This window comes from Pseudoalteromonas sp. MB47 (genome assembly GCF_011319765.1).
Classification (GTDB): Bacteria; Pseudomonadota; Gammaproteobacteria; order Enterobacterales; family Alteromonadaceae; genus Pseudoalteromonas; species Pseudoalteromonas simplex.
Genome location: NZ_VFBD01000021.1, coordinates 1 through 22,736 on the forward strand (window position 1 = coordinate 1; position 22,736 = coordinate 22,736).

23 protein-coding genes are annotated in these 22,736 nt (G+C 40.4%); 7 read left to right on the forward strand and 16 right to left on the reverse strand.

Annotated features, from left to right (window positions below; genetic code table 11):
* On the forward strand, nucleotides 1-561 hold a 561-nt coding region (locus IMPJCBKJ_RS11560; protein ID WP_166340444.1), incomplete at its 5' end, for an IS630 family transposase.
* 550 nt (nucleotides 562-1,111) lie between these two features.
* On the opposite strand, the gene IMPJCBKJ_RS11565 is transcribed toward IMPJCBKJ_RS11560, so the two are convergent.
* The 4 genes from IMPJCBKJ_RS11565 to gpmM are packed head-to-tail and all read right to left on the reverse strand — an operon-like array spanning nucleotide 1,112 to nucleotide 5,897.
* On the reverse strand, nucleotides 1,112-1,870 hold the full coding sequence (locus tag IMPJCBKJ_RS11565; RefSeq protein WP_166340446.1) for a divergent polysaccharide deacetylase family protein: 759 nt from the start codon (nucleotides 1,868-1,870) through the stop codon (nucleotides 1,112-1,114).
* A gap of 35 nt (nucleotides 1,871-1,905) precedes the next feature.
* Entirely contained in the window at nucleotides 1,906-3,174 is a 1,269-nt protein-coding gene (locus IMPJCBKJ_RS11570; protein ID WP_166340448.1) for a S41 family peptidase, read from the reverse strand.
* Nucleotides 3,175-3,209: 35 nt separating this feature from the next.
* Nucleotides 3,210-4,349: a peptidoglycan DD-metalloendopeptidase family protein gene (locus IMPJCBKJ_RS11575; protein ID WP_166340450.1), complete on the reverse strand. Its 1,140-nt coding sequence runs from the start codon at nucleotides 4,347-4,349 to the stop codon at nucleotides 3,210-3,212.
* A 3-nt stretch (nucleotides 4,350-4,352) separates the two neighbouring features.
* Complete coding sequence (gene gpmM / locus IMPJCBKJ_RS11580; RefSeq protein WP_166340452.1) at nucleotides 4,353-5,897, reverse strand: 2,3-bisphosphoglycerate-independent phosphoglycerate mutase; 1,545 nt, start codon at nucleotides 5,895-5,897, stop codon at nucleotides 4,353-4,355.
* Between the two features lie 192 nt (nucleotides 5,898-6,089).
* On the opposite strand from gpmM, the gene IMPJCBKJ_RS11585 reads away from it, so the two are divergent.
* The 4 genes from IMPJCBKJ_RS11585 to gpsA are packed head-to-tail and all read left to right on the forward strand — an operon-like array spanning nucleotide 6,090 to nucleotide 8,347.
* Entirely contained in the window at nucleotides 6,090-6,521 is a 432-nt protein-coding gene (locus IMPJCBKJ_RS11585) for a rhodanese-like domain-containing protein (protein WP_054551326.1), read from the forward strand.
* A 30-nt stretch (nucleotides 6,522-6,551) separates the two neighbouring features.
* Complete coding sequence (grxC, locus tag IMPJCBKJ_RS11590) at nucleotides 6,552-6,809, forward strand: glutaredoxin 3 (RefSeq protein ID WP_054550973.1); 258 nt, start codon at nucleotides 6,552-6,554, stop codon at nucleotides 6,807-6,809.
* 41 nt (nucleotides 6,810-6,850) lie between these two features.
* Nucleotides 6,851-7,336, forward strand: a complete 486-nt coding sequence (secB, locus tag IMPJCBKJ_RS11595) for a protein-export chaperone SecB (RefSeq protein ID WP_054550974.1) — start codon at nucleotides 6,851-6,853, stop codon at nucleotides 7,334-7,336.
* A 3-nt stretch (nucleotides 7,337-7,339) separates the two neighbouring features.
* On the forward strand, nucleotides 7,340-8,347 hold the full coding sequence (gene gpsA / locus IMPJCBKJ_RS11600) for an NAD(P)H-dependent glycerol-3-phosphate dehydrogenase (protein WP_055022087.1): 1,008 nt from the start codon (nucleotides 7,340-7,342) through the stop codon (nucleotides 8,345-8,347).
* Between the two features lie 74 nt (nucleotides 8,348-8,421).
* Here gpsA and IMPJCBKJ_RS11605 read toward each other — a convergent pair whose 3' ends face one another.
* Both IMPJCBKJ_RS11605 and trmL read right to left on the reverse strand, forming a co-directional pair.
* Complete coding sequence (locus IMPJCBKJ_RS11605) at nucleotides 8,422-10,308, reverse strand: GGDEF domain-containing phosphodiesterase (protein ID WP_166340454.1); 1,887 nt, start codon at nucleotides 10,306-10,308, stop codon at nucleotides 8,422-8,424.
* 102 nt (nucleotides 10,309-10,410) lie between these two features.
* Nucleotides 10,411-10,875 carry a tRNA (uridine(34)/cytosine(34)/5-carboxymethylaminomethyluridine(34)-2'-O)-methyltransferase TrmL gene (trmL, locus tag IMPJCBKJ_RS11610; RefSeq protein WP_054550977.1) on the reverse strand — a complete coding sequence of 155 codons (465 nt, stop codon included), beginning with the start codon at nucleotides 10,873-10,875 and terminating at the stop codon, nucleotides 10,411-10,413.
* A 101-nt stretch (nucleotides 10,876-10,976) separates the two neighbouring features.
* Here trmL and IMPJCBKJ_RS11615 point away from each other — a divergent pair, with 101 nt between their 5' ends.
* Entirely contained in the window at nucleotides 10,977-11,885 is a 909-nt protein-coding gene (locus tag IMPJCBKJ_RS11615; RefSeq protein WP_138602166.1) for a cation diffusion facilitator family transporter, read from the forward strand.
* Here the strand turns inward: IMPJCBKJ_RS11615 and IMPJCBKJ_RS11620 are convergent.
* Genes IMPJCBKJ_RS11620 through IMPJCBKJ_RS11630 form a run of 3 tightly spaced genes read right to left on the reverse strand, consistent with a single transcriptional unit; the run spans nucleotide 11,864 to nucleotide 14,882 of the window.
* Nucleotides 11,864-12,805, reverse strand: coding sequence for an alpha/beta fold hydrolase (locus tag IMPJCBKJ_RS11620; RefSeq protein WP_166340456.1), 942 nt, complete (start codon nucleotides 12,803-12,805; stop codon nucleotides 11,864-11,866). The genes IMPJCBKJ_RS11615 and IMPJCBKJ_RS11620 overlap by 22 nt on opposite strands.
* A complete protein-coding gene (locus IMPJCBKJ_RS11625; protein WP_166340458.1) occupies nucleotides 12,806-14,191 on the reverse strand; it encodes an ATP-binding protein in 1,386 nt (461 codons plus the stop codon).
* Between the two features lies 1 nt (nucleotide 14,192).
* Nucleotides 14,193-14,882, reverse strand: coding sequence for a response regulator (locus tag IMPJCBKJ_RS11630; protein ID WP_166340460.1), 690 nt, complete (start codon nucleotides 14,880-14,882; stop codon nucleotides 14,193-14,195).
* Between the two features lie 171 nt (nucleotides 14,883-15,053).
* On the opposite strand from IMPJCBKJ_RS11630, the gene IMPJCBKJ_RS11635 reads away from it, so the two are divergent.
* Nucleotides 15,054-15,581, forward strand: coding sequence for a Spy/CpxP family protein refolding chaperone (locus IMPJCBKJ_RS11635; protein ID WP_166340462.1), 528 nt, complete (start codon nucleotides 15,054-15,056; stop codon nucleotides 15,579-15,581).
* Between the two features lie 60 nt (nucleotides 15,582-15,641).
* On the opposite strand, the gene yacG is transcribed toward IMPJCBKJ_RS11635, so the two are convergent.
* From yacG to IMPJCBKJ_RS20835, 7 genes are all read right to left on the reverse strand, one after another.
* Complete coding sequence (yacG, locus tag IMPJCBKJ_RS11640) at nucleotides 15,642-15,875, reverse strand: DNA gyrase inhibitor YacG (RefSeq protein ID WP_054550981.1); 234 nt, start codon at nucleotides 15,873-15,875, stop codon at nucleotides 15,642-15,644.
* Between the two features lie 73 nt (nucleotides 15,876-15,948).
* Nucleotides 15,949-17,625 carry a type IV-A pilus assembly ATPase PilB gene (gene pilB, locus IMPJCBKJ_RS11645; protein ID WP_138619056.1) on the reverse strand — a complete coding sequence of 559 codons (1,677 nt, stop codon included), beginning with the start codon at nucleotides 17,623-17,625 and terminating at the stop codon, nucleotides 15,949-15,951.
* 198 nt (nucleotides 17,626-17,823) lie between these two features.
* Entirely contained in the window at nucleotides 17,824-18,420 is a 597-nt protein-coding gene (gene coaE / locus IMPJCBKJ_RS11650; protein ID WP_166340464.1) for a dephospho-CoA kinase, read from the reverse strand.
* A gap of 2 nt (nucleotides 18,421-18,422) precedes the next feature.
* Nucleotides 18,423-19,319: an A24 family peptidase gene (locus IMPJCBKJ_RS11655; RefSeq protein ID WP_166340466.1), complete on the reverse strand. Its 897-nt coding sequence runs from the start codon at nucleotides 19,317-19,319 to the stop codon at nucleotides 18,423-18,425.
* A gap of 123 nt (nucleotides 19,320-19,442) precedes the next feature.
* Nucleotides 19,443-20,672 carry a type II secretion system F family protein gene (locus tag IMPJCBKJ_RS11660; RefSeq protein WP_166340467.1) on the reverse strand — a complete coding sequence of 410 codons (1,230 nt, stop codon included), beginning with the start codon at nucleotides 20,670-20,672 and terminating at the stop codon, nucleotides 19,443-19,445.
* On the reverse strand, nucleotides 20,672-22,036 hold the full coding sequence (locus IMPJCBKJ_RS11665) for an O-antigen ligase family protein (RefSeq protein WP_166340468.1): 1,365 nt from the start codon (nucleotides 22,034-22,036) through the stop codon (nucleotides 20,672-20,674). The genes IMPJCBKJ_RS11660 and IMPJCBKJ_RS11665 overlap by 1 nt, the downstream gene beginning before the upstream one ends.
* Nucleotides 21,999-22,433 (reverse strand): pilin, encoded by a 435-nt coding sequence (locus IMPJCBKJ_RS20835; RefSeq protein ID WP_166340470.1) that lies wholly within the window; start codon nucleotides 22,431-22,433, stop codon nucleotides 21,999-22,001. The genes IMPJCBKJ_RS11665 and IMPJCBKJ_RS20835 overlap by 38 nt, the downstream gene beginning before the upstream one ends.
* Nucleotides 22,434-22,736: the final 303 nt, after the last annotated feature.

A 22,736-nucleotide genomic window follows, 5' to 3' on the forward strand; every position in this document is an offset into this window, starting at 1 on the left:
CTGGAAACGATCCTTCACACACCAGGACACCTTCCTCTTGATCGGATCGACGTATGGTTTCAGGACGAAGCACGATTTGGCCAGCAAAATCCGACTACGCGCATTTGGGCTGAAACAGGCACTCGGCCACGGATTGTAAAACAACAGCAATTTGACTATGGATACTTATTTGGCGCGGTATGTCCAGCGACAGGCCAAACAGAAGCGTTAGTAAGTCCATTTGTAAATAAAGAAGCGATGACGCAGCACATGCGCCAGATATCACACGCGACACCTGCTGGAAGACATGCTGTCGTGATCATAGATGGCGCAGGCTGGCACACATACGATACAGCTGCAGAATTTAAAAACCTAACGCTTATAAAGCTTCCACCTTATTCACCAGAGCTAAATCCAATAGAGCAAGTATGGAGCTGGATACGACAGCATTGTTTATCCAATAGAGTGTTTTCGGGCTATGACGAAATTGTCGATGAAGTTTCAAAGGCATGGAATCACTTTATTTCAATCCCGGATCGAGTGAAGAAAATGTGCAATCGGGAATGGATTAAATTGATTTAATCTTTATGCGGAATGGTATTACAAGTTAGCAAGGGTAAAGTTGAACTGTAGTGTTGTTTAGTACAGAGTCACCCTCAGCATTAACCCAGTTCATTCCCCAGGTAGGTTGGGTAGAGCGGAGCGAAACCCAACATAATCCATATGACCTTCTTCATAACCCATGGTTAAAAATTCTTAAAATCTCTACTGGTCTAACAGGTTAGCGATCTCTAAAATGGCTTACTTCACCTTGCGCTAATTCGTCTTTTATTAATGAGCTTTATCTCTTCATTCTGCATGACGAATTACCACGCTGTTGGGTTTCGCTGCGCTCTACCCAACCTACGCCAGACCTTCAAGCTTTACCTTGCTAATAGAAAACTCTGAAGTGCCTCTGGCAGGGCTTTATTGTTTAAGGAGGCTCTGACCTAAACACCCACACCGCGGCTGATCGCTGACGGCTGAAAGCTGATAGCTCTGTGTTTGGTTTCGCTTCGCTCTACCCAACCTACGCCAGACCTTCAAGCTTTACTCTTGCAACTTTCCCCTCGCTAACTCTCGTTTATAACACTCATTCCCCTTGTTTTTGCTCTGCTTTGGCTAGTTGAATGTATTTTGTATCGACTAGTTGTGAGAGGGGAACAAGTTCGAAGCCTTGTTGTTGTAGTTCAGGGAGGGCTTGTTGTAGAAAAGCAACTGTTTCTGGGTAGGGGTGGGCAATGGCGATTGCGTAGTTGAAGTGTTCAGCTTTGCTTTTTAGTTCTTCAAGTTGATGTTGTAGCTGGCTTTGGGTGACATTGTTATCAAGAAATACATGACGAGATACGTTTGCGACACCGTATAGATTAGCAACGTTTTGTGCTTCACTTTGACTCGTTGTACGGCTATCTAAGAAGTATAAACCTCGTTTCTTTAATACTTCCATCGTCCATTTCATTGGCTCAGTAAGCTGTGTTAGCTCAGAACCCATGTGGTTATTGACCCCTTTTACTTGTGGTAAAGAGGCTAATGCATGGCCAAGGGTTGTTTGTAACTCTGACTTACTCATAGTATCGGTGAGCGCACCCGGACCAAGTGCTTTAGTTTTATCAAGCGCTTGCATGGGTACATGTAAAAGTAACTCTTTGTGGGTTTTACTGGCGCGCTCTGCAAATATTTGTGAATAGGGGGTATGGGGCAAGATCGAGAAGGTCACTTGCCCTGGTAAGTTTAATATTTCAAGATCGCGCTGATGGTTGCCTATATCATCAATTACTATGGCTATTTGCTTTGCTTGGCAGAATAGCGGTAGGCAACATACGGCGAGTAATAAGCCTTTTTTTAAGTTCACTTTTTGTAATTATTATATCCATTGTGAGCATTTACTTACTGCATAATAACGAGCTGCTTTGCTGTAAGTTGCTTTTTGTCTTGTCTATCTAGAAGTGAGCTAAAAAGCGCCAATTCTTGGATATTTTTTATTATAACGCCTTGGTCAATTTCTGAAAGCATTGTTTGATTAATACTCACATCTGGAGTGATCCCCTTCCCATCGATAGATTGACCCAAAGGTGTGTAATAACGTGCTGTAGTCAGTTTTAATGCGGTATTACCGTTACCTAGAGGTATCAATGATTGCACTGAGCCTTTACCAAATGAAATTTCGCCAATTAGCACCGCTCGTTGATTGTCTCTCAGTGCTGCTGCGAGTATTTCAGCTGCAGAGGCTGAGTTTTCGTTAATTAGCACGGCAATAGGAGCGCCACTGAGTATGTCGCCTTTATGGGCTTTAAACTTCTGATTAGCTTCATTAAAGCGACCTTTGGTGGATACGATGGTGCCGTTATCTAAAAACAGATCTGCAACTTCAATCGCCCCTTGTAATGTACCGCCAGGGTTATCGCGTAAATCAATGATTAAACCTGAAAGAGGGAAGCTATTGGTGACCTGCATTTTTGCAAGCTCTCGAGCAACATCGTGCAATGTATGATTGTTAAATGCATTGATACTGATCAGTGCAACGCCTGTATCTGCTAAATGGCCACTCACACTTTCTAGGTTAATTTGTTGGCGCTTAACCGAGAAATTAAGCTCAGTATTTGTCTCTCTTTTAACAACTACATCAACGGCGTTCTCACCGCTTTGGCGAATCAACTTAGCCACTTCTTCGATGCTTTTGTCTAAAATAGATTGTTGATTAATCGCAATAACTTCATCATTTACCTGAAGACCCGCAAGCGCCGCAGGTGAGTTATTAATAGTGTTAACAATATACACTCGACCCTCTTCAATTTTTACTTCTATACCGAGTCCTGTGTATCTACCATTAGTGCTACTGAAGATAGCATCGAGCTCAGTTTCGTCGAGATATTTTGAATATGGATCAAGGCGCTCGAATAACGCTTCGACTTGTAAGTTATCAGGTTGAGTTACAAATGCGTTTTGTAGCTTCAGATCATCAACATAATACGTATGAATATTAAATAGGATTTCGTTTAGTTGCTGATGCTGTAGTGATTGTAACGAGGGTTTTGCAACAACCTGAAACGATTGCAATATCAAGCATAGCAAGCTGACAAGTAATAGAAAAGACAGCTGAGTAAAAAACTTAGCTGGGGAAAAATGAGCATTGTAAGAGTAAGTTGTGTTTAGCATCAGCTGCTCCTCATAGAGTGCAGCTATTTAATCAATTAAATGCGTCTGCACCATTTTACAGGATTTACTGCGCGTCCTTTGTGGCGTATTTCAAAGTATAGACCAGGATCTGGTTGTCCGCCGCTTTGACCGACTAATGCAATTGTTTCGCCTTCTCTAACAAGGTCGCCAACATCGCGAAGAAGGGTTTGAGCGTGACCATATAAGCTCATAAAGCCATCGCCATGATCAATAGCGATAACCCAGCCAAAGCCATTTAGCCAGTCAGCGTAAACCACTTGGCCGTTCTGTACGCTTTTAACATTACTGCCTTCTTTGGCGCTGATAAGTACGCCTTTCCAATCTATGTTGCCGTGCTTGCGTTGTCCAAAGCGGTGGCGTAATGCTCCTTTGGTTGGCCAGTCGAGTTTGCCCTTACTACTTTGTAAGCCTAGTAATTCAACTTTTTCGTTTCGTTCTTGTTCAAGCTCTTCAATGGCGGTGATCAGGGTTTGCTCATTTTCTTTTAAATAATCAATTGAGCTCTTCGTTTCTTTTAACGCTGACTGGAGTTTATTGAGGTTAGTTTTACGCTCTTGCTGTGCATTGACTAGAGCTTGCTGGCGTCTTTTTTGCTCATCATATAAGGCAACTAGACGTTGTTTGGTTTTTTCAAGCTCAGCTTGGTTGTCTGCAATTTCTTGCTGCAGTGCTTTGAGTTCTTCAATTTGCTCAATACGTGCTTTATTTAAGTAATTATAATAACTTAGTGTACGCTCAATTTTGGCTGTGTCTTGTTGGTTAAGCAACATCTTTGAATAGTCATGACTACCCGCCATATAGGCGCTTTTTAGTTGTGCAGCTAATAAGGTTTGGCGTTGTGCTTGCTGGGCTTTAAGTTGCTCAGCTTTAGCTTGTTGTTCGCGTTGTTGTTGCTCATTTTCTTTAACAGATTGGGCGGCAAGGTTTAATGCTTTGGCATTTTTGGCGATGTCGAGCTCATGGGCGCGCAGATCTTTACGCATTTGGGCAATGGACTTGCGTTGACCTTTAAGCTCAGCCTCTGTTTTTTGTAAAGCTGATTGAATGTCTGATAAGTCTCTTTTGGTTTGATCTTCATTAGCAACAACCGTAGTTGCTACTAATGAAGTCAGTATTAAACCAGTTTTAAGGAAGTGGTTAATACATTTACTCATAGCTTATTTCAGCGTCATGATTGGTTTACCAGTCATTTCACTTGGCTGCTCTAAGCCGAGTAGGTGAAGCATGGTTGGAGCCACGTCACTCAGTGTTTTACCATCATGTGGTGTCGCATCACGGCCAACATAGATAAATGGCACTGGCTCACTGGTGTGTGCGGTATGTGCTTGGCCCGTTGCTGGGTTAGCCATTTGTTCAGCATTACCATGATCGGCTGTAATAAGCGCTTCACCACCATGTTCTTCAAGTGCTGCAACTACACGACCAATACAATGATCAACTGCTTCACATGCTTTCACTGCTGCTTCGAATACGCCTGAGTGACCTACCATGTCTCCGTTAGGGTAGTTACAGATGATGGCATCGTATTTGCCGCTAGCGATTGCTTCAACAAGTTTATCGGTCAGCATTTCAGAGTTCATTTCTGGTTGCAGATCGTAGGTTGCTACTTGTGGTGATGGAATTAGTTCGCGAGTCTCACCAACAAATTCATCTTCACGACCACCACTAAAGAAAAAGGTCACGTGTGCGTATTTTTCTGTTTCAGAAATACGTAGCTGTGTTTTACCTTGTTTCTCTAACCATTCGCCTAATACATTTGTTAAAGGCTCCGGAGCAAACGCAATCGGCGCTTTAATGTCTGCTGCGTACTCTGTCATCATTACAAAAGCGCTTAACTTAGGTGATTTTTTCTTATCAAAACCACTGAAGTCAGCATCAACAAAGGCACGAGTCATTTCACGTGCTCGGTCTGCTCTGAAGTTAGCAAAGATAACAGTGTCGCCGTCATTGATCTCTGCAGCTGCTTGGCCTTCAGGTACAACCGTTGTTGCAGCCACGAACTCGTCGTTCTCGTCACGTGCGTATGCGGCTTCTAGTGCGGTTACACCGTCAGTGTAGCTGTATTCAGCAATGCCACTAACCATAACATCATATGCAAGCTCTACACGATTCCAACGGTTATCGCGGTCCATTGCATAGTAACGACCAACAAGCGTGGCTAAACGGCCACAGCCAAGTTCTGCAAATAAGGCTTCGATGCGCTCAATTGAGGCTTTTGCACTACGTGGCGGTGTGTCACGGCCGTCTAAGAAACCGTGGAAGTAAACTTCTTTTGCACCGCGCTTAGCTGCAAGTTCGATTGTTGCAACAATGTGGTCTTCGTGACTATGAACGCCACCTGGGCTTAAAAGGCCCATGATATGCACGGCTTTGCCTGCATTTACAGCTTTATCGATATTATCAACAAGTGCAGGGTTACTATCGAACTCACCATCTTCAATGGCTTTAGTGATGCGAGTGAAATCTTGGTAAACGATTCGGCCAGCACCTAAATTTACGTGACCTACTTCAGAGTTACCCATTTGTCCTGCAGGTAAACCAACATCAAGTCCCGAACCTGAAATTAATGTATGTGGGCGGGTTGCCCAAAGGTTGTCGAGTACTGGGGTATTAGCAGCAAGTATGGCGTTACTTTCTGTGTCTTCACGGTATCCCCAACCGTCTAAGATCATTAATACCAATGGTTTTTTATGCTCTGTCATTATAGCTCCTGAAGATTGGCACTTATATATCACTAGCATACCGTGTTTTATGGTTTTGATCAGCTATCAATATGTCATATTAAAATATTTCACGCCCTAGCATTTTCAATTCAAGCACGTATACTTGCGTGGCAAATTTTAATTAACCCATGGCTATGCGCTGTGGTACCTAAATTTCTTAGTGGAAAACGCATGGATCAATATATTGAATTTATCTCGAATCATCCGGTTTTGAGCATTATCTGGTTGGCATTAGTTGCAATGCTGATCAGCAGTTGGTTTAAAAGTAAATTTTCGGCTATCCGTCAAATCAACCCACAGCAACTTACCTTGCTAATTAACCGTGATGATGGCCAAGTGATTGATATACGTTCACAAAAAGAGTTTAACTCTGGCCGTATTGCAGGCGCAACTCACTTAAATCCGGAAAAAGCAAAGCAATCTGATTTTTCAAGCCTTGAAAAGTTTAAGACGAAACCCATTATACTAGTATGTACCACGGGCATGACAGCCTCAGGTATCGCAACTGCAATGCATAAAGCAGGTTTTGAGCGTGTTTATGTATTAGCGGGCGGTATGGGCGCTTGGCAATCAGCTAGCTTACCAACAACGACCGGTCGTTAATAAGGCTCACTGCCCGATAGAGGAATTATTATGAGTAATGTTGTTCTTTACACAAAAGCATACTGCCCATTCTGCCAACGTGCTTTGGCGTTATTAGACAGTAAAGGTGTAGACTACACGAATATCGATATTGGTGTTCACCCTGAGCGTCGTGATGAAATGATCGACAAAGCAAATGGTGGTTACACAGTTCCGCAAATTTTCATTAATGATGAACATATCGGCGGTTGTGACGACATGATGGCAATTGAAGCGCAAGGCCTTTTAGACGCAAAGCTTAACGCTTAATAAATTTTAAATATAAAAACGAATACAAGTTAGGAATTACAATGAACGAAGAAAATCAAAACGCAGCAGCAGAACAAGCCGGCGCTCAATTCTCAATCCAACGCATCTACACAAAAGATGTTTCATTTGAGACGCCTAACTCACCTGCTATTTTCCAAAAAGAGTGGACTCCTGAAGTTAAGCTTGACTTAGATACTCGTTCTAACAAATTAGAAGAAGGTGTGTTTGAAGTTGTTCTTGCTTTAACAGTAACGGCTTCAATCGGTGAAGAAACTGCATTCCTATGTGAAATCCAACAAGCGGGTATTTTCACAATTGGTGAAGTTGAAGAAGTTCAACTTGCACACATGTTAGGTGCTTTCTGCCCGAACGTACTTTTCCCTTACGCTCGTGAAGCAGTATCAAACCTAGTTAACCGTGGTACTTTCCCACAATTAAACTTAGCGCCAGTTAACTTCGACGCACTATTTGCTCAATACATGCAACAACGTGCAGCTCAAGATCAACAGGCAACTGCAGACGCATAAGCTATGAGTACAGCACAATCAGCTGTTACAGTATTAGGGGCGGGGTCTTATGGCACCGCCCTTGCTATTTGCTTTGCCAGAAATGGCCACCCAGTTACTTTGTGGGGCCGCAATAGCGACGACGTTGCTACGCTTGCAGCTGAGCGAAAGAATCAACGTTATGTTCCAGATGTTAGCTTTCCTGAAACCCTCCAACTAGAAGCTGATTTAGAAACGGCAGTTAAAGCAAGCAAGATCATTTTGGTTGTTGTGCCGAGTCATGCTTTTGCTGGCACGCTGCAAAAAATCAAACCTTGGTTGTCAGAAGGTGCTGAGGTTGCATGGGCTACCAAAGGTTTAGAGCCAAATACAGGGCGTTTATTGCAAGAAGTAGCGGTACAAGAGCTAGGAGATGATGTTCCTCTGGCTGTGCTTTCAGGACCTACGTTTGCAAAAGAAATGGCAATGGGGTTACCAACCGCTATTTCGGTATCGTCGACTTCTAAAGACTTTGCTAAGCAATTAGCTGACCTTTTACACTGTGGCCGCTCATTTAGGGTGTATAACAATGATGACTTTATTGGAATACAGCTTGGTGGCGCAGTTAAAAATGTCATTGCGATTGGCGCAGGTATGTCTGACGGTTTTGGCTTCGGTGCCAACGCACGTACTGCTTTAATCACTCGCGGTTTAGCTGAGCTATGCCGTTTAGGTTGTGCATTAGGTGCCCGTTCAGATACCTTTATGGGTATGGCCGGCCTTGGTGACTTGATCTTAACCTGTACAGATAACCAATCTCGTAACCGTCGCTTTGGCCTTGCTCTTGGCAAGGGTGAAGGCGTAGAAGCTGCGATTGAATCTATTGGTCAGGTTGTTGAAGGCTATAGAAATACCAAAGAAGTGTATTTACTTGCTGAGCGCACTGGTATCGAAATGCCAATAACGGAGCAAATTTACCAAGTGCTTTATGAAAATAAAGATGTAAAAGAAGCTGCGATGGCACTACTTGGCCGTGAGCAAAAATCTGAATAATTTAGATTGTGCACTTTTAAATAAAAAACGCGATTTATTAATCGCGTTTTTTATTTAAAGTATATTTCTAATCATTAGCTTGATTGTTGCTTTTTTAATTTTTCGTTAATAAATTCGCTAACTTGCTCAGCTTTTAATGGCTTACAGTAATAATAACCTTGTTGAAAATGACAGCCCATAATATGTAGCATGTAGGCTTGTTCTTCTGTTTCTACTCCTTCGGCGACCACATTAATATCTAAATATTTAGCTAGTCGCACTATGGTGGCGGTGATATTACGATCTTGGTCGTTTTTATCGATGTCTTTTACGAATGACTTGTCAACTTTTAGCGTATCAATAGGAAAGCGTTTTAAGTAACTGAGTGATGAATGACCTGTTCCAAAATCATCTAGTGCAATATGTACACCTAGTGATTTTATACGTTTCATTTGCTGCTCTGCAAACTCAGGGTTATCCATCATGGCGCTTTCTGTGATCTCGAGTTCTAAGCAATGTGCTGGGACGTCAAATTTAGCCAAATTATCAACGAGTGTTTCTATAAGACTACTTTGTTGAAAGTGTAGGGCTGAAATATTAATAGCTACATTACCAAACGAAATGTTTTGTTTTCGCCACTGTGCCAGTTGATTAAGTAGTTGTTCCATTAGTAATTGGGTAAGCGGAATAATGGCACCATTTTGTTCAGCCAGCGGAATGAACTCATCGGGGTTAATCACACTGCCATCTTCTTGTGGCCAGCGAACTAATGCTTCAAAGCCGTATAACTGATTATGCTGGGCATCAAACTTAGGCTGAAAATAAAGCTCAAACTCATTGTTGTTGATAGCTCTAAATAAAGCGCTTTCTTTGGTTAACTCGGTTGGGTCGAGTGTGTGGCGGTCTTTGTCAAAAAATTGATATGTATTATGGCCCATTTTCTTAGCATGATTCAAAGCACTGGTTGCGCTGCGCATTAAGTATTCACAGTTGTAGGCGTTGTCTGGATAGATAGCAAGGCCGCAACAGGCAGATAGCGAAGTCTCAAAACCATCCAACATAAAAGGGGTTTTGAATTGCTGCAGCACGATGTCTGCGGTCTTTTTGGCGAAGAATACCGTTTTACCTGAGTAGAGATAGGGCGGCACAAGAATCGCGAATTCATCTGCGCCGAGCCTTGCAATGGTAAAAGCTGAGTTGAGTGCGCCAGTAAGACGGCAAGCAACTTCTTTTAATAAAACATCTCCAACAGTATGGCCTAAAGAGTCGTTTATTTTTTTGAAGTTATCTAGGTCGATAAATATGATTAGCAAGCTTGGGTATGTGTCGTTACAGGCTTTAATTGCTTTTTCGAGCGACTCTATAAAAATGGCGCGGTTTGATAAACCAGTGACAGTATCTTTGGTTGTAAGTTTGAGCATAGTTCGCTCATTATTCTTGCGGGCTGTTATATCTGAAAATACTCCGACATAGCGAACTGATTTTTTGAAAAAGCGTGAAGTCGTAATTTTAGTAATGGATAAATCAAGGGCGTAGGGTTTGCCATTTTTACGGACATTCCAAATTTCACCAGACCAATAGCCATCATCTATAAGCTCTTGCTTTATAATTGCTTCTAATTGTTGGTCACGGCCATTAGATGTATGTGCTTTAAATCGTTTACCGATGACATCATCCTCGCTAAAACCTGAGATTTCGCTAAATGTTCTATTAACCTCAATGATATTGAACTCATCATCAGTAACCCAGACAGCGTCTTTCGATTTTGAAAGTAACGCATCAACAAAAACCAATCTCTGTTTTTTACGCTGTAGAGCAATACTAATAATTATCACTACTGCGATGAGTAATAACAAGGTAAGTGCTGCGGTGATAACATAACTTGTTAAAGCAATCGGTGGGTTGGAAGTGAAAACTGTTGCAGCACTGGCAAAGTGCTGTAACAGTAAAATGATACAGCACACTAGGGTGAAAATACGCATTACTTTCCATCTAAAGTATTAAATCAGCCCTTTTAGATTAGTATATTAAAAAAGGTCGTGCTAAATAATTAGTGGATAATTTTAAATCACATTTTCAGTGAATTATTGACCGTTCACAAACCCTAATTGACGCCAAGATTCATAAACAAATACAGCCACTGAGTTAGATAAGTTCATGCTACGGCTGTCTTTTTGCATTGGAATGCGTACACGTTGTTCTTTCGGTAATGATTGAATGAGTTCATCAGGTAAGCCACGCGTTTCTGGCCCAAACACTAAACAATCGCCGGGTTGATATTGTGCTTGATGATGAAATTGGCTGCCCTTTGTTGTGCAAGCATAGACTTTTTTTGGTTGGCATTTTTCAAGGTATGCTTCAAACGAGGCATGGCGCTGTACATGGCTAAACTCATGATAATCAAGGCCAGCTCGCTTTACACGTTTATCATCCCACTCAAAACCAAGGGGTTCAATTAGGTGTAACGCATAACCTGTGTTTGCGCATAAGCGAATGATATTACCCGTGTTTGGTGGAATTTCTGGTTGGTACAACACAATATCAAGCATGTGAATCTCATTTTAAAGGATTTGATCTGCTGCTGAGTATACACGAACTAGAAAGAAAAGATGATATACTCAATACAGTTACTCACTTAAGGTAAGTTGTTGTGCAGCATCGTAGTTACGAGTTTTGGGTTAAAACAGCGAGTCTAGTCACCATTGTTATGGTGAGTTTAATGATTGCTGCAAAAAGCTGGGCATGGCTTGCATCTGGCTCGGCATCAATGCTGGGTTCTTTAACTGATTCGTTAATGGATATCACCGCATCACTGATGAGTTTTTTAGTGCTTGGTTATGCACTGCGTCCTGCTGATGACGATCATCGCTTTGGTCACGGTAAAGCCGAAGCATTAGCAGGGCTTGCACAAGCCGCTTTTATAGCAGGTTCTGGTTGCTTCTTGGCGTTTCATGGTATTGAGCGCTTATTTAATCCGGTAACTTTAAAGCATTCTGACCTTGGTATTTGGGTCAGTATTTTCGCTATTGTTTGTACGCTCGTGGTGGTGTTTGTGCAAACTAAGGTGATCAACCACACCGAATCAATTGCCATTAAAGCAGACTCGATTCATTATAAAGGCGATTTAATCTTAAATTTGGCCGTACTACTGGCAATTGTGTTAGCTAAGTACGGTGTTGCTTATGCCGATCCATTATTTGCTATTGGTGTGGCTGTTTATTTACTTTATAACAGTTGGGACATTGCTCGTGACAGTGCTGATCATTTAATGGATAAAGAGCTGCCAGATGAAGAAAAAGCAGAGATACTCGCCATTGTGAATAGTCATCAAGACGTATTTGGCGCCCATGATATTCGCACCCGCCAAGGTGGTAAAATTAAGTTTATTCAGATGCATTTAGAGCTGGAAGACTCTTTATCATTATTAAGAGCACATCAAGTTGCTGATGAAGTAGAAGCGTTAATTCAAACGCATTTTGATTGCGAAATGGATATTTTAATGCACTTAGACCCACTTTCAGTAGTTAACAAAACACGTCAAAGTTCTGCACAAAATTGATAAAAATCACAGAGTACTGCTTGTCTGATCTCGTCGCGTTCACACAATAACTCGTGGCGAGCTCCTGCGTAGCTTTTTATTTGTGCTTGCTTTTGTCTATGAGTAAGTGCAAATTGCGCAGCGTTATCGACTACGGTATCTTGCTCTGCGCTGGCGATAAACAAAGGAATATCGACTTTTTTATCCACTAAAGAGGCAATAAAATCAAACGACGCATTAAGCCAACCATAGGTGACGCCACCTAGTTGTAAATCACCTTCTGCTGCATACAGCTCTCTGAACAGCTTATATCGAATTTCACTACTGGTTAGTTCATTAGCTGCAAAGTCGACGGGTAAATAATCGCTTTGGCCAAATGCGTAACTGCGGCCAAGACCAAGTAAGGATGCAATTTTAGCAGCCAGTTTTGCTACAGGCTTTGGCGTGCCTTTGGTATAGATATCAAACATCGGCGCTGATAAAAAAGCACCCGCAAATTGATGCTGATAGCGCGATAGGTAATCATAGGCAATAGCACTGCCCATAGAATGGCCAAGCAAAACCTGCTTTCCTTGCCAGTGTTGCTGCACCACTTTTTCTATAAATACAGCAAAGTCATTTGCGTAATCAGTAAAGCGATTTACATAGCCCTTATGAGTGTTTTTTAAATGACGATAAGAGCGACCTTGCCCCTGGTGATCAACACTAAAAACTGCAAAGCCATTTTGATATAGCTCCCACAGCAACTCTTTGTACTTAATTAAAGACTCTATTCGGCCAGTACTGATAACGATGGCCGTTTTTGCTTGCTGAGGAATAGCATAGCCGTAATAAAGCTTGCCATGAGCGGTGCTCAGAAAGTCTTGCTTTAATTGCTCAGAAAAAAACTGGTTAATATTAGGTAGGTTACTAACAAGACTTGCTTCGCTACTGTAAAACATTTACTCACTCTTAAATGGGAGACGGATGTTTACGCATAGTCCGCCATGTTCTTGGTTTTCAAGTGTTAGTGTACCATCATGTGCTGAGATAGCATTCTTTGCAATTGCAAGACCTAAGCCTGTGCCGCCTGTGCTTCTATCGCGAGCATGTTCTTGGCGAAAGAAGGGTTCACATAGCCTTGCAAGGTTCGCTTCATCAACCCCTTTACCATCATCACAAACAGTAATGTAAATAGCATCTGATTCAACTAAGCCTATTGAGATTGAATGTTCTGCGTATTTAATGGCATTACGTAGTACATTTTCAAGTGCGCTGGCTATTAAGGTTTCATCGCATTTTAAATCGGCAGTTAGTGTACCATTGACAATAAGCTCTTTGTTGTTTTGCTTGGCTTCAAATTGAGCATCGTTAAGTACATGATCAACAATCACTTGTAAAGACTGCGTACTCAACGCTAGGGTTTGGCTTTTGGCTTCTAAGCGAGACACTTGAAGGACATCGGCAATCATTTTATCGAGCTGATTGGCCTCTTTTTCAATGCGTTCTAAATAAGTTTGTTGGGCGTCATCAGCTTGCATTTGTGCAAGGCCTGTAGCCATTTTTAAGCGTGTTAATGGTGAACGTAGTTCATGAGAAATATCTGCTAGTAGTCGTTTTTGAGCGCTAATAAGCTGCTCAAGTTGAACCGCCATGGTATTAAAGTCACGACCAAGTACACCTAACTCATCTTGACGAGTAGGAGATACATCGGCACGAGCTGTTAAATCGCCATGAGCCAGTTTTTTTGCGGTTTCTTTTAAACTATTAATAGGTGCAATTAAGTTACGGCTAAAGAAGAAACTGAGCATCAATGAGGCGATTAAAGCAATAAGCAGCTTGAGCCAAACAGGCATTAGCCATAGGCTGACAAAAAACGGTTTCTTGCGTTTTTCATCGATTTCATAAAGATAAAATTTACCTTCGGGTACATTCAAAGCTACCGGTCCGTAGGCTTGGTATTCGTCGGTAAAAATAATTTGCGGGCGCATATATTTGGTAAAGTTCAGCAAGCTTAAATCAATCTCTTTGGATACAGGTTCGCTAAGCATTTCAACACCATGCACCTCACCATTTAAGTACAGTAATTTATGCTTTGATAAGCGCGGATGAGATAAAACCTCTTGAGTTGATTTTCCGTGTTTAGCAACAATGCGTTCAATACTTTTAGCAGTGTACTCAAGATTTTTCAGCATGGGTCCACGCAGGTCGTCATTGCCGACATTGCTCGTTAACTGGCTTAAAAACACCAGTATTGTGATAGTCGCTATGACAGTAACCCAAAACCAAGCAAATATTTTTAAAAACAAATAATGGCGGGGATGCTTTAGCCAGCTTGGAGTTTGCATATTATTCGCCTTGTATTAATACATAACCACTGCCGCGCATGGTTTTGATCCGTTCATTACTAACGTGTTCTGCAATCTTTTTACGGATGTTGCTGACATGCATATCGATTGAACGGTCAAAAGGAGCAAGGCGTCTACCAAGGACTTGCTCACTTATTTGTTCTTTGCTGATCACTTCACCGGCATGTTGTACTAGCATGGCAAGGATCTCATACTCAGTGCCGGTTAGGCTAAGTACGTTGTCTTTAACAGAAGCCTCACGAGTTGCGAAATTAACATTGATGCTGTTAACACTCAAGGAGCTGGCCTGTTGGTTCGATAAGCTGTTGATATGCTCGATGCGACGGGTAATTGCTTTAACGCGGGCTAGCAGTTCTCTGTGGTTAAATGGTTTAGGAATATAATCATCTGCGCCTAGCTCTAAACCAAAGATACGATCAAAGTCTTCGCCTTTCGCGGTTAGCATGATCACCGGAGTAAGCTTATGTTGTCTTAACTGCTTTAGCACCTCAAAGCCATCCAAAGAGGGTAGCATCACATCAAGCAATATTAGCTCATAGTTATGCTTTATAGCTTGTTTTAGGCCTTCAGCGCCATCATGAACACACTCTACTGTAAAACCTTGTGCTGATAAGTACTCGCTGAGTAATTCGCACAATCCTGTATCGTCGTCGATCATTAATAGTTTCATTCTGACACCCAGCTATTTATTTCTTTAAGGTTATTTTACTCAGTAAATTGTGTAAAAGTGAATCTTTACACAACCTTTACACTGGTTTGCGTTCCTTTGCATTGAATTAGTTATAGTTAACCCATCAGTCGGAAACGACAACAGAGCACAACCCAACAAAAGGTAATGATTATGACTATTTCAAATAAGCTTTCTAAATTCGTACTTGTTTGTGGTTTAGCAGCAGCGAGTGTCGGTGCTACTTCAGCAATGGCGAAAGGTGACTTTAACCGTGGGATGAATCCACAAGCACGTTTTTTACTTTCTGAGCGTGGTATTGATAAATTACAGCTTACAGAAGATCAGCAAACGCAACTTAAAGCGATTTTTGCCGAGCAGAAAACACAATTTGCAGCACTGCGTGGTGATAAAGATGCAATGAAAGCCGCTCGTACTGCACACAAAGAGAAAATGGATGCGTTATTAGCAGCTAAAACATTTGATGAAAATGCCGCATTAGAACTAATTAATGCGCGTCAAGAAAAAGGCCAGCAGTTTGCAATGCTAAAAATGAAATCTGACCATGCGATTTGGCAGGTTTTAAATGCAGAACAGCGCGAAAGCTATCAAGAGATTAAAAAGCACCTGCGTAAAAAAGGTCACAAAAAGGGTCACCATGGTCCACGCGGAGAGCGCAAAGGTGAGCGTTCTGAAGGTTAATACCAAATTACTATTAATATAAAAAATGCGGCAAATGCCGCATTTTTTATATTTGACGCTTTATTCTTTAAAGAATGAATCATCGTTTTTAGCTAGCATCGCTTCGATATCTTCAATCATATCTTGGCTCAAATCATTAGCATTGCTAATTGGGCTAGAAATTTTATTGTTCTCAAACGACCACTCACCTAAATCTATTAGCTGGCAGCGTTTTGAACAAAATGGGCGATGTGGACTTTGTTCTGACCATTCTACTTTGGCTTTGCATGTTGGGCAGTCTACAACTGTTGGCATGATATCACTCTTAATTAAGCACTTTCGTCAGATCTTACTGAACAGTTAGTTGAGAATCCAGTAACGAATTTGTTTAGAAACTCGTTACTCGGTTTATTTCAGCCAGAGAGGTAACACCATCGGCGGCTTTTTTCAGGCCTGATAAACGTAGATCATTAAAGCCTGAGCGTAGAGATACTTCAGCGATTTCGAGTGAGTTACCACCACGCATAATAATTTGCGCTATTTCAGGGGTAATTTGCATTACCTCGTAAATACCAACTCGACCTTTATACCCTTCAGTACAGCTGTCACAGCCTTTTGGTGCGAATAACTGAACCTCATTGAGCTTGTCTTTATCAAAACCTTGGCGAATCAATTCTTCATCAGGGAGTGTTTCTGGTGTTTTACACTTAGGACAAAGTCGTCTTGCTAGACGCTGCGCAATAATAAGACTGATTGAACTTGCGACGTTATAAGCAGGAACACCCATATTTAAAAGACGAGTAAGGGTTTCTGGTGCTGAGTTTGTATGCAGAGTCGATAATACCAAGTGACCTGTTTGCGCCGCTTTTATTGCAATTTCAGCGGTTTCAAGGTCACGGATCTCACCAACCATGACGACATCGGGATCTTGTCGTAAAAAGGCCTTCAATGCATTAGCAAAGGTCATGTCTGCCTTTGGATTAATTTGTACTTGGTTAATCCCTTCAAGGTTGATCTCTACTGGATCCTCGGCAGTACTGATATTGCGCTCTGGCTGGTTAAGAATATTCAAACCAGTATAAAGTGATACGGTTTTACCAGAACCTGTTGGACCGGTTACTAAGATCATGCCCTGGGGCTGTTCAAGTGCATCCATGTAGAGTTTTTTCTGCTCTGGTTCATAACCAAGTACATCGATACCTAGCATAGCACTTGATGAGTCGAGAATACGCATTACGATTTTCTCGCCCCAAAGGGTAGGTAGCGTACTTACACGGAAGTCGATACTTTTACGTTCAGTGATTTTAAGCTTAATACGACCATCTTGAGGTTTACGCTTTTCTGCAATATCAAGTCGAGACATAACCTTAATACGCGCCGACAAACGGCTCGCTAAGCTATTGGGTGGACTTGCCATTTCATGCAAAATACCATCGATACGAAAACGTACACGGTAACGGTGTTCATAAGGTTCAAAGTGTAGATCCGATGCACCTTTTTTTATCGCATCCATCAAAATTTTATTGATGTAGACAATAATAGGCGCATCGTCTTTGTCTTCATCTTTGCTGGTTAAGTCTTTAGGAGCTTCGGTTTCAAGATCGCCAAGTTCTTTAAACTCATCTTCACTTAAGTGTAAACCGCCTGCAGCATCAAGTAATTGTTCTATTTTATTTTCGAGCTGAACGTAATCAACAACAACTACTTCACATGAAAGACCAGTACTAAATTCAAAGTTTTCAAAGGCTCCGTAATCGGTTGGATCCGAGGCGGCAATGTAGAGTTTACGGCCTTTTTTCACTAAAGGCAGAATGTGGTGTTCACGAATGAGTTTGTCTTTAACAAGTTCTTCAGAAATGTGTGATACATCAAAATCTTTGATGTCAAAATAAGGGACTCTGAAAAGATCTGTGCATTGCTCTGCTAGCTCATGGCCAGCCATACCACATGTTTTAGAAATTAGCTCCGCAGTCGAGCTGTATTCGCGCTGCTTTGATTTTACGGTCTCTGCATCAATGCGACCTAGAGTGATAAATTTTCGAAGTAGCGGTGAGTTAATATTCATTGCGCACCTAGTTTGATCCTTTATTTGCCACAATCTAACAGAAAAAGTAAAACGGTTACATCAGTCTTGTCTGATTTTGGAAAAATTGCAAAATAAATTAACCATAAACTCAAATGTTTAGCTAGTTAATTGGTACTTTGGTATTGTTTTTCTGTGGCTGCTTTTTTACAAAAATAAGTATTTAAATCAATAATATCGTTAAATTAAAGTCAGGTATTTCTCATGCAACTTTTGTACATCAATTTTTACCTCAGAAAGAAGGCGGTTATTATCTAATGTATCTGTCGCTTTTTGTTGCTTATCTGCTCTGGGCATTTGTGAAGCGATGATTTGCTTAGCTAATTCAACAGAGATATTGTCTCGAGCTGTGGTTCTCGTTATTTGCACTTCAACAGGAACATCTATCAATAGAGTATGATCACAGAATTGATCTAGGCCATTTTCAAAAAGTAGAGGCGCAACTAATATTACATATTGGCTGGTGGCTTGCTGTAATTGAGCGAGCATTGACTCTCTAATAAGTGGATGCAATAAATTATTTAGCCATTGCTTTTGTGATTCATCAGCAAAGATAATTGCTCTTAGTTTTGCACGATCAAGGCTGCCATCAGTAGTGAGTATCTCCTCACCAAAGTGTTCAGTAATTTTTTCAAGTCCCGTTGAGCCTGGCTCAACGACCTCTCTAGCCACGATATCAGCATCAACCACTTGAATGCCAAGCTCTTCAAACATGGCGCTTATTGCACTTTTCCCTGATCCGATTCCACCCGTTAATCCTAAAATCCAGCTTGCCATAATCAGTAGCCCAAATAATTAAAGTAGTAAGCTTGAATTTGCTCACCCCAAAGCAAGGTTAGCCAACCGGCAATGGCAAGGTAGGGCCCAAATGGAATTGGAGTGGTTTTATCTTTACCTTGAATAATGATTTGCGCAATACCGATGATGGCACCGACCACACTTGATAACAGCACTATGGTTAAAATATCTTGCCAACCTAATAGCGCACCAAACACAGCTAATAGTTTAAAGTCGCCATATCCCATACCCTCTTTACCTGTGGCTAACTTGAATAGCCAGTAGACACTCCACAAGCTTAAGTAGCCAATTGCTGCGCCAATAATAGCGTCGCTTGGAGCAATGGTAATATCCATAGTGGCTGCAATCAGTGCCAACCATACTAAAGGAAGGGTTAGTTGGTCGGGTAGTAGCATGTGATCTATATCGATAAAGGTTAAAGCGACTAAAACCCAGGTAATAAATATATAAAGCAGAGCAAGCGTTGTTGGGCCAAAAACAGCAGCAACAATTAAACTTAAAACCGCCGTAAGCATTTCAACAATAGGGTAGCGTACAGATATTGGTGATTGACAATTTGCGCAGCGACCTTTTAATAATAGCCAACTTAGCACAGGGATATTTTGCCAAGCTTTAATCGGAGCCTTGCATTTTGGGCAGGTTGAATTAGGTTTTACTAAATTAAAGGGAGCTTGTTCTGTTTGCTGTTTTGAGCTGACTTCATCGGCCAATACAATACGGCATTCCGTTTGCCATTCTCTTTTCATCATCAGTGGTAAACGATAAATCACCACATTTAAAAAGCTACCAATACATAGGCTTACTAAGCCCACAGTTAAAAAATAAAACCACTGCTGACTTTGCATCGCAGTGGTTATATCAAGAAAAAAGTTTTCCATTAAAATACCTAACATCTGACCATTTAGAGGCCGAATTTATTTCGCTGTGTTGAACTGTTTTTATTATTTATTTTATGTAGCAAGTTATCAACTAGCGTTTTGAGTTTTACTTACAGTCATGTGTTAAATCACCGACCCTAACTGGAATATAGGCAAGTACATAGCAACAATTAAACCACCAACCAGCACACCTAATACAGCCATAATGAGTGGCTCAAGTAAGCTTGATAAACCGTCAACGGCATCATCAACCTCTTGCTCATAAATAGTTGCGACTTTAGCAAGCATGCCATCAAGTGAGCCAGACTCTTCACCAATGGCTACCATTTGGATCACCATATCGGGGAATATTTTAGAGTTACGCATTGCCCAGTTCATTAAATTACCAGAGCTCACTTCTGCTTTAATTTCTAAAATAGCATAGCGATAAACCGCATTACCAGAAGCACCCGCAGCAGAGTCAAGTGCATCAACCAGAGGTACACCAGCAGCAAACGTAGTTGATAAAGTACGAGCGTAACGCGCAACCGCCGCTTTATTCAAAATCATACCAATAACGGGGAGTTTTAATATGGCTCTATCGTTAGCATCTCTGAGTTTTTTACTTTTTAATAAAGCTTCTTTATAAGCAAAACCTGCGGCGATAATTACAATTAGAATTATCCACCAATATTCCTGCATGAACTCAGAAATACCAATCACCATTAAAGTAAAGCCCGGCAACTCAGCGCCAAAACCGTTAAAGATATCTTGGAATTGTGGCACTACAAATATAAGTAGAATAGAAGTTACAATGACTGCGACCACCAAAACTGCAATTGGATAAAACATGGCTTTTTTAATTTTTGATTTTAACGCCTCGGCCTTTTCTTTATAAAGCGCAACACGGTCAAAAATTTTATCAAGGGCACCCGACTGTTCACCTGAGGCCACTAAGTCGCAATATAAATCATCAAAATAGCGCGGATGTTTACGGAGTGCTTGAGAAAGTGGCACACCGGCTTTGACTTCATCACCTATGCCTTCCATTAATTTAGTAATACTTTTATTTTTTGTACCGCTCCCGATCATCTCAATAGTTTGGATTAGGGGAACACCAGCCATCAGCATAGTGGCAATCTGTCGTGTAATTAAAGCGATATCTTTTGGCGTAATTTTTTGTACAGATTTAATGCCAAATAAAGGTTTTGGTTTTCGTTTTACTTTAGAAGGAGTAATCCCTTGTTTTCTAAGTTGTGCTTTGACTAAGGCAATACTTTGCCCTGAAAGTTCACCTTCAAGTTTTTTACCTCGAGAGTTAACACCTACCCATTGGAAAGTATCTAAGCTCTTATTTTCAGGTTGTTTTGCCATTAAAATTCCTTAAGCGTAAATTTACAGTATTCCAATGAGAACTTACCGTCAGCCCAAAAATTAGGGCCAGGGAAGCTATTATCTTTACAGTTGTGAGTTAAAAATACAGAGACTAAATAAACAAACAAAGCCGGTGCTAAAATTACTTGAAGCCATCGTTTACTATTTATACCTTCGCTTTTTTCGATATTAGTAATTAGTACGCCAAAAAATATTAGTAAAAATGTCTGTGATATTGGCATTACGATTACACCAGAAAAAAGTGAAAGTACTAACATACTTATAAATGACAGTAAGCATATCTGGTGCTCTATTAGTATCGTTGTTCTTCTACTTTTTATAGCGTTGGTTTTTATAACTTTGAGTGTAAATATTACTATAGCAATTGTTGAAATTGCACCTATTTCATAAGTCAATTGAAGAAGGCTGTTATGCGGGTGGCGAACTCCAAAGTCATAATTGAAATAGCTTCCAAAGCCACTACCTAAAAATACCTCTTTAATACTTAAATTGCCAATCAGCTCATACCAAATTCCTATCCGGTTTGAACTTGATGTTCTAAATGTATAGTCCAAAATTTGGCTAGAGCTTAGGAAATGAATATAAAAACTGAATAAAATAACACCTACTAATACGCTGACTAAAATGACTTTAATTTTGTTGTTAATTATTTTTAAATAAATACCTAAGAAAAATATAGTCATAGCAGCAAGTATGGCACCTCTAGCCCCTGTAAGTAATAAAAAACTTACATTTAAAGCTAGAGTAATAAAAGCAATGTTTGAGATTTTTTTATCATTGAGATAGTAAATTATTATTGGAATTGAAAGTACTTGTACTTGATTAAAAAAACGTATGTTGTTAAATCCGTATACTATGTTATCAGCGGTGGTGCTCAAGTCTAAATATAAAGATATTGATAAGTTCAAAATTGAGCAAGATATAATAATTAAATTAAAAAAGAATAACCCTAAAAAAGTTAAGCTTAAGTCTTTTGATGTTTCCTCACCTAGCTTAATAAAGCCGGTAATAAAAATAAAATGTAATAAATATAATAAGCTTTCAGGGTTTAATGTTTTAATTGAAAATATGCATGTAAATAGTAATAAAACCGAAAGGACTGAGTGGTTAATAGATAGCTTTCTAGTGCAAAAAAGTAAGTAAAGGCAAGTTGTTATTATGAATAATATTTGGATTGCTCGTTTTGAATCATACAGACTAGAAGAAAAAACGCAGCAAAAAAATATTAAAAATAAGAAAAAAGCAGGTGCAAAAGTTGGGTATTTGAGTACGGTAGGGGCTGAATACCAGCCCCATTTTCTTAAACTAGCTACCACGGCAGTTTGCTGGGCGATATTTATCATCTACACTACCACCAGTACAACTCCAAACAATAGAACCTTTACTATCATCTACAGTAGGTTTCAATTCAATAGTTTTAGTTGCTTCAACTTTACTATTATATTCAATAGTAATAACACCGTCTGCACCAACTGTTACTGAATCAACTGCATTACCTTTTATATCACTTGCATCAGGCAACCCAGCCTGGGTATTTGATGTTGGAAGAGCTGCTTGAGAAACATAATATTCAGTTACAGCTGCTTTTGCCGAAGCACCAAGTGTAATACCTTCACTAACGTGTGCGCGTTTTGTGTAATCTTGATAAGCAGGCAGTGCTACTGCTGCCAAAATACCGATGATTGCAACTACAATCATTAATTCAATTAGGGTGAAACCCTGTTGCTTTTGTTGTGTCATTTGTTCCTCTCCTAAAGGATATGATGATTTTGTAAGTTTAGCCGTAACTTCAGCGTTGTAAACCAAGGCTCAATTTACAGGATAAATCTTACAGTTTTAATTAAAACTTCTTTAAATAAAGCTTGATCGATAACATAAAACTCTTAGAACTTCCTATGTTCTGAAAACATTAATTAACTTTAGCATTATTCAATGATTTTGAAAGCTATTTTCCTGTTAGCTAGAGGTTTTTTCAGAACTTTCCTACTTTAGTTTGAGACAGGTCAAGCTAATTCAATTATTGCACTGTTTGATATGGCATCC

Excerpts from the sequence above, each read along its gene's own strand:
- IMPJCBKJ_RS11570 (WP_166340448.1), bottom strand. The coding sequence starts at position 3,174 with ATGCTAAACACAACTTACTCTTACAATGCTCATTTTTCCCCAGCTAAG.
- IMPJCBKJ_RS11575 (WP_166340450.1), bottom strand. The coding sequence starts at position 4,349 with ATGAGTAAATGTATTAACCACTTCCTTAAAACTGGTTTAATACTGACT.
- gpmM (WP_166340452.1), bottom strand. The coding sequence starts at position 5,897 with ATGACAGAGCATAAAAAACCATTGGTATTAATGATCTTAGACGGTTGG.
- IMPJCBKJ_RS11585 (WP_054551326.1), top strand. The coding sequence starts at position 6,090 with ATGGATCAATATATTGAATTTATCTCGAATCATCCGGTTTTGAGCATT.
- grxC (WP_054550973.1), top strand. The coding sequence starts at position 6,552 with ATGAGTAATGTTGTTCTTTACACAAAAGCATACTGCCCATTCTGCCAA.
- secB (WP_054550974.1), top strand. The coding sequence starts at position 6,851 with ATGAACGAAGAAAATCAAAACGCAGCAGCAGAACAAGCCGGCGCTCAA.
- gpsA (WP_055022087.1), top strand. The coding sequence starts at position 7,340 with ATGAGTACAGCACAATCAGCTGTTACAGTATTAGGGGCGGGGTCTTAT.
- IMPJCBKJ_RS11605 (WP_166340454.1), bottom strand. The coding sequence starts at position 10,308 with ATGCGTATTTTCACCCTAGTGTGCTGTATCATTTTACTGTTACAGCAC.
- trmL (WP_054550977.1), bottom strand. The coding sequence starts at position 10,875 with ATGCTTGATATTGTGTTGTACCAACCAGAAATTCCACCAAACACGGGT.
- IMPJCBKJ_RS11620 (WP_166340456.1), bottom strand. The coding sequence starts at position 12,805 with ATGTTTTACAGTAGCGAAGCAAGTCTTGTTAGTAACCTACCTAATATT.
- IMPJCBKJ_RS11625 (WP_166340458.1), bottom strand. The coding sequence starts at position 14,191 with ATGCAAACTCCAAGCTGGCTAAAGCATCCCCGCCATTATTTGTTTTTA.
- IMPJCBKJ_RS11630 (WP_166340460.1), bottom strand. The coding sequence starts at position 14,882 with ATGAAACTATTAATGATCGACGACGATACAGGATTGTGCGAATTACTC.
- IMPJCBKJ_RS11635 (WP_166340462.1), top strand. The coding sequence starts at position 15,054 with ATGACTATTTCAAATAAGCTTTCTAAATTCGTACTTGTTTGTGGTTTA.
- yacG (WP_054550981.1), bottom strand. The coding sequence starts at position 15,875 with ATGCCAACAGTTGTAGACTGCCCAACATGCAAAGCCAAAGTAGAATGG.
- pilB (WP_138619056.1), bottom strand. The coding sequence starts at position 17,625 with ATGAATATTAACTCACCGCTACTTCGAAAATTTATCACTCTAGGTCGC.
- coaE (WP_166340464.1), bottom strand. The coding sequence starts at position 18,420 with ATGGCAAGCTGGATTTTAGGATTAACGGGTGGAATCGGATCAGGGAAA.
- IMPJCBKJ_RS11655 (WP_166340466.1), bottom strand. The coding sequence starts at position 19,319 with ATGGAAAACTTTTTTCTTGATATAACCACTGCGATGCAAAGTCAGCAG.
- IMPJCBKJ_RS11660 (WP_166340467.1), bottom strand. The coding sequence starts at position 20,672 with ATGGCAAAACAACCTGAAAATAAGAGCTTAGATACTTTCCAATGGGTA.
- IMPJCBKJ_RS11665 (WP_166340468.1), bottom strand. The coding sequence starts at position 22,036 with ATGATAAATATCGCCCAGCAAACTGCCGTGGTAGCTAGTTTAAGAAAA.
- IMPJCBKJ_RS20835 (WP_166340470.1), bottom strand. The coding sequence starts at position 22,433 with ATGACACAACAAAAGCAACAGGGTTTCACCCTAATTGAATTAATGATT.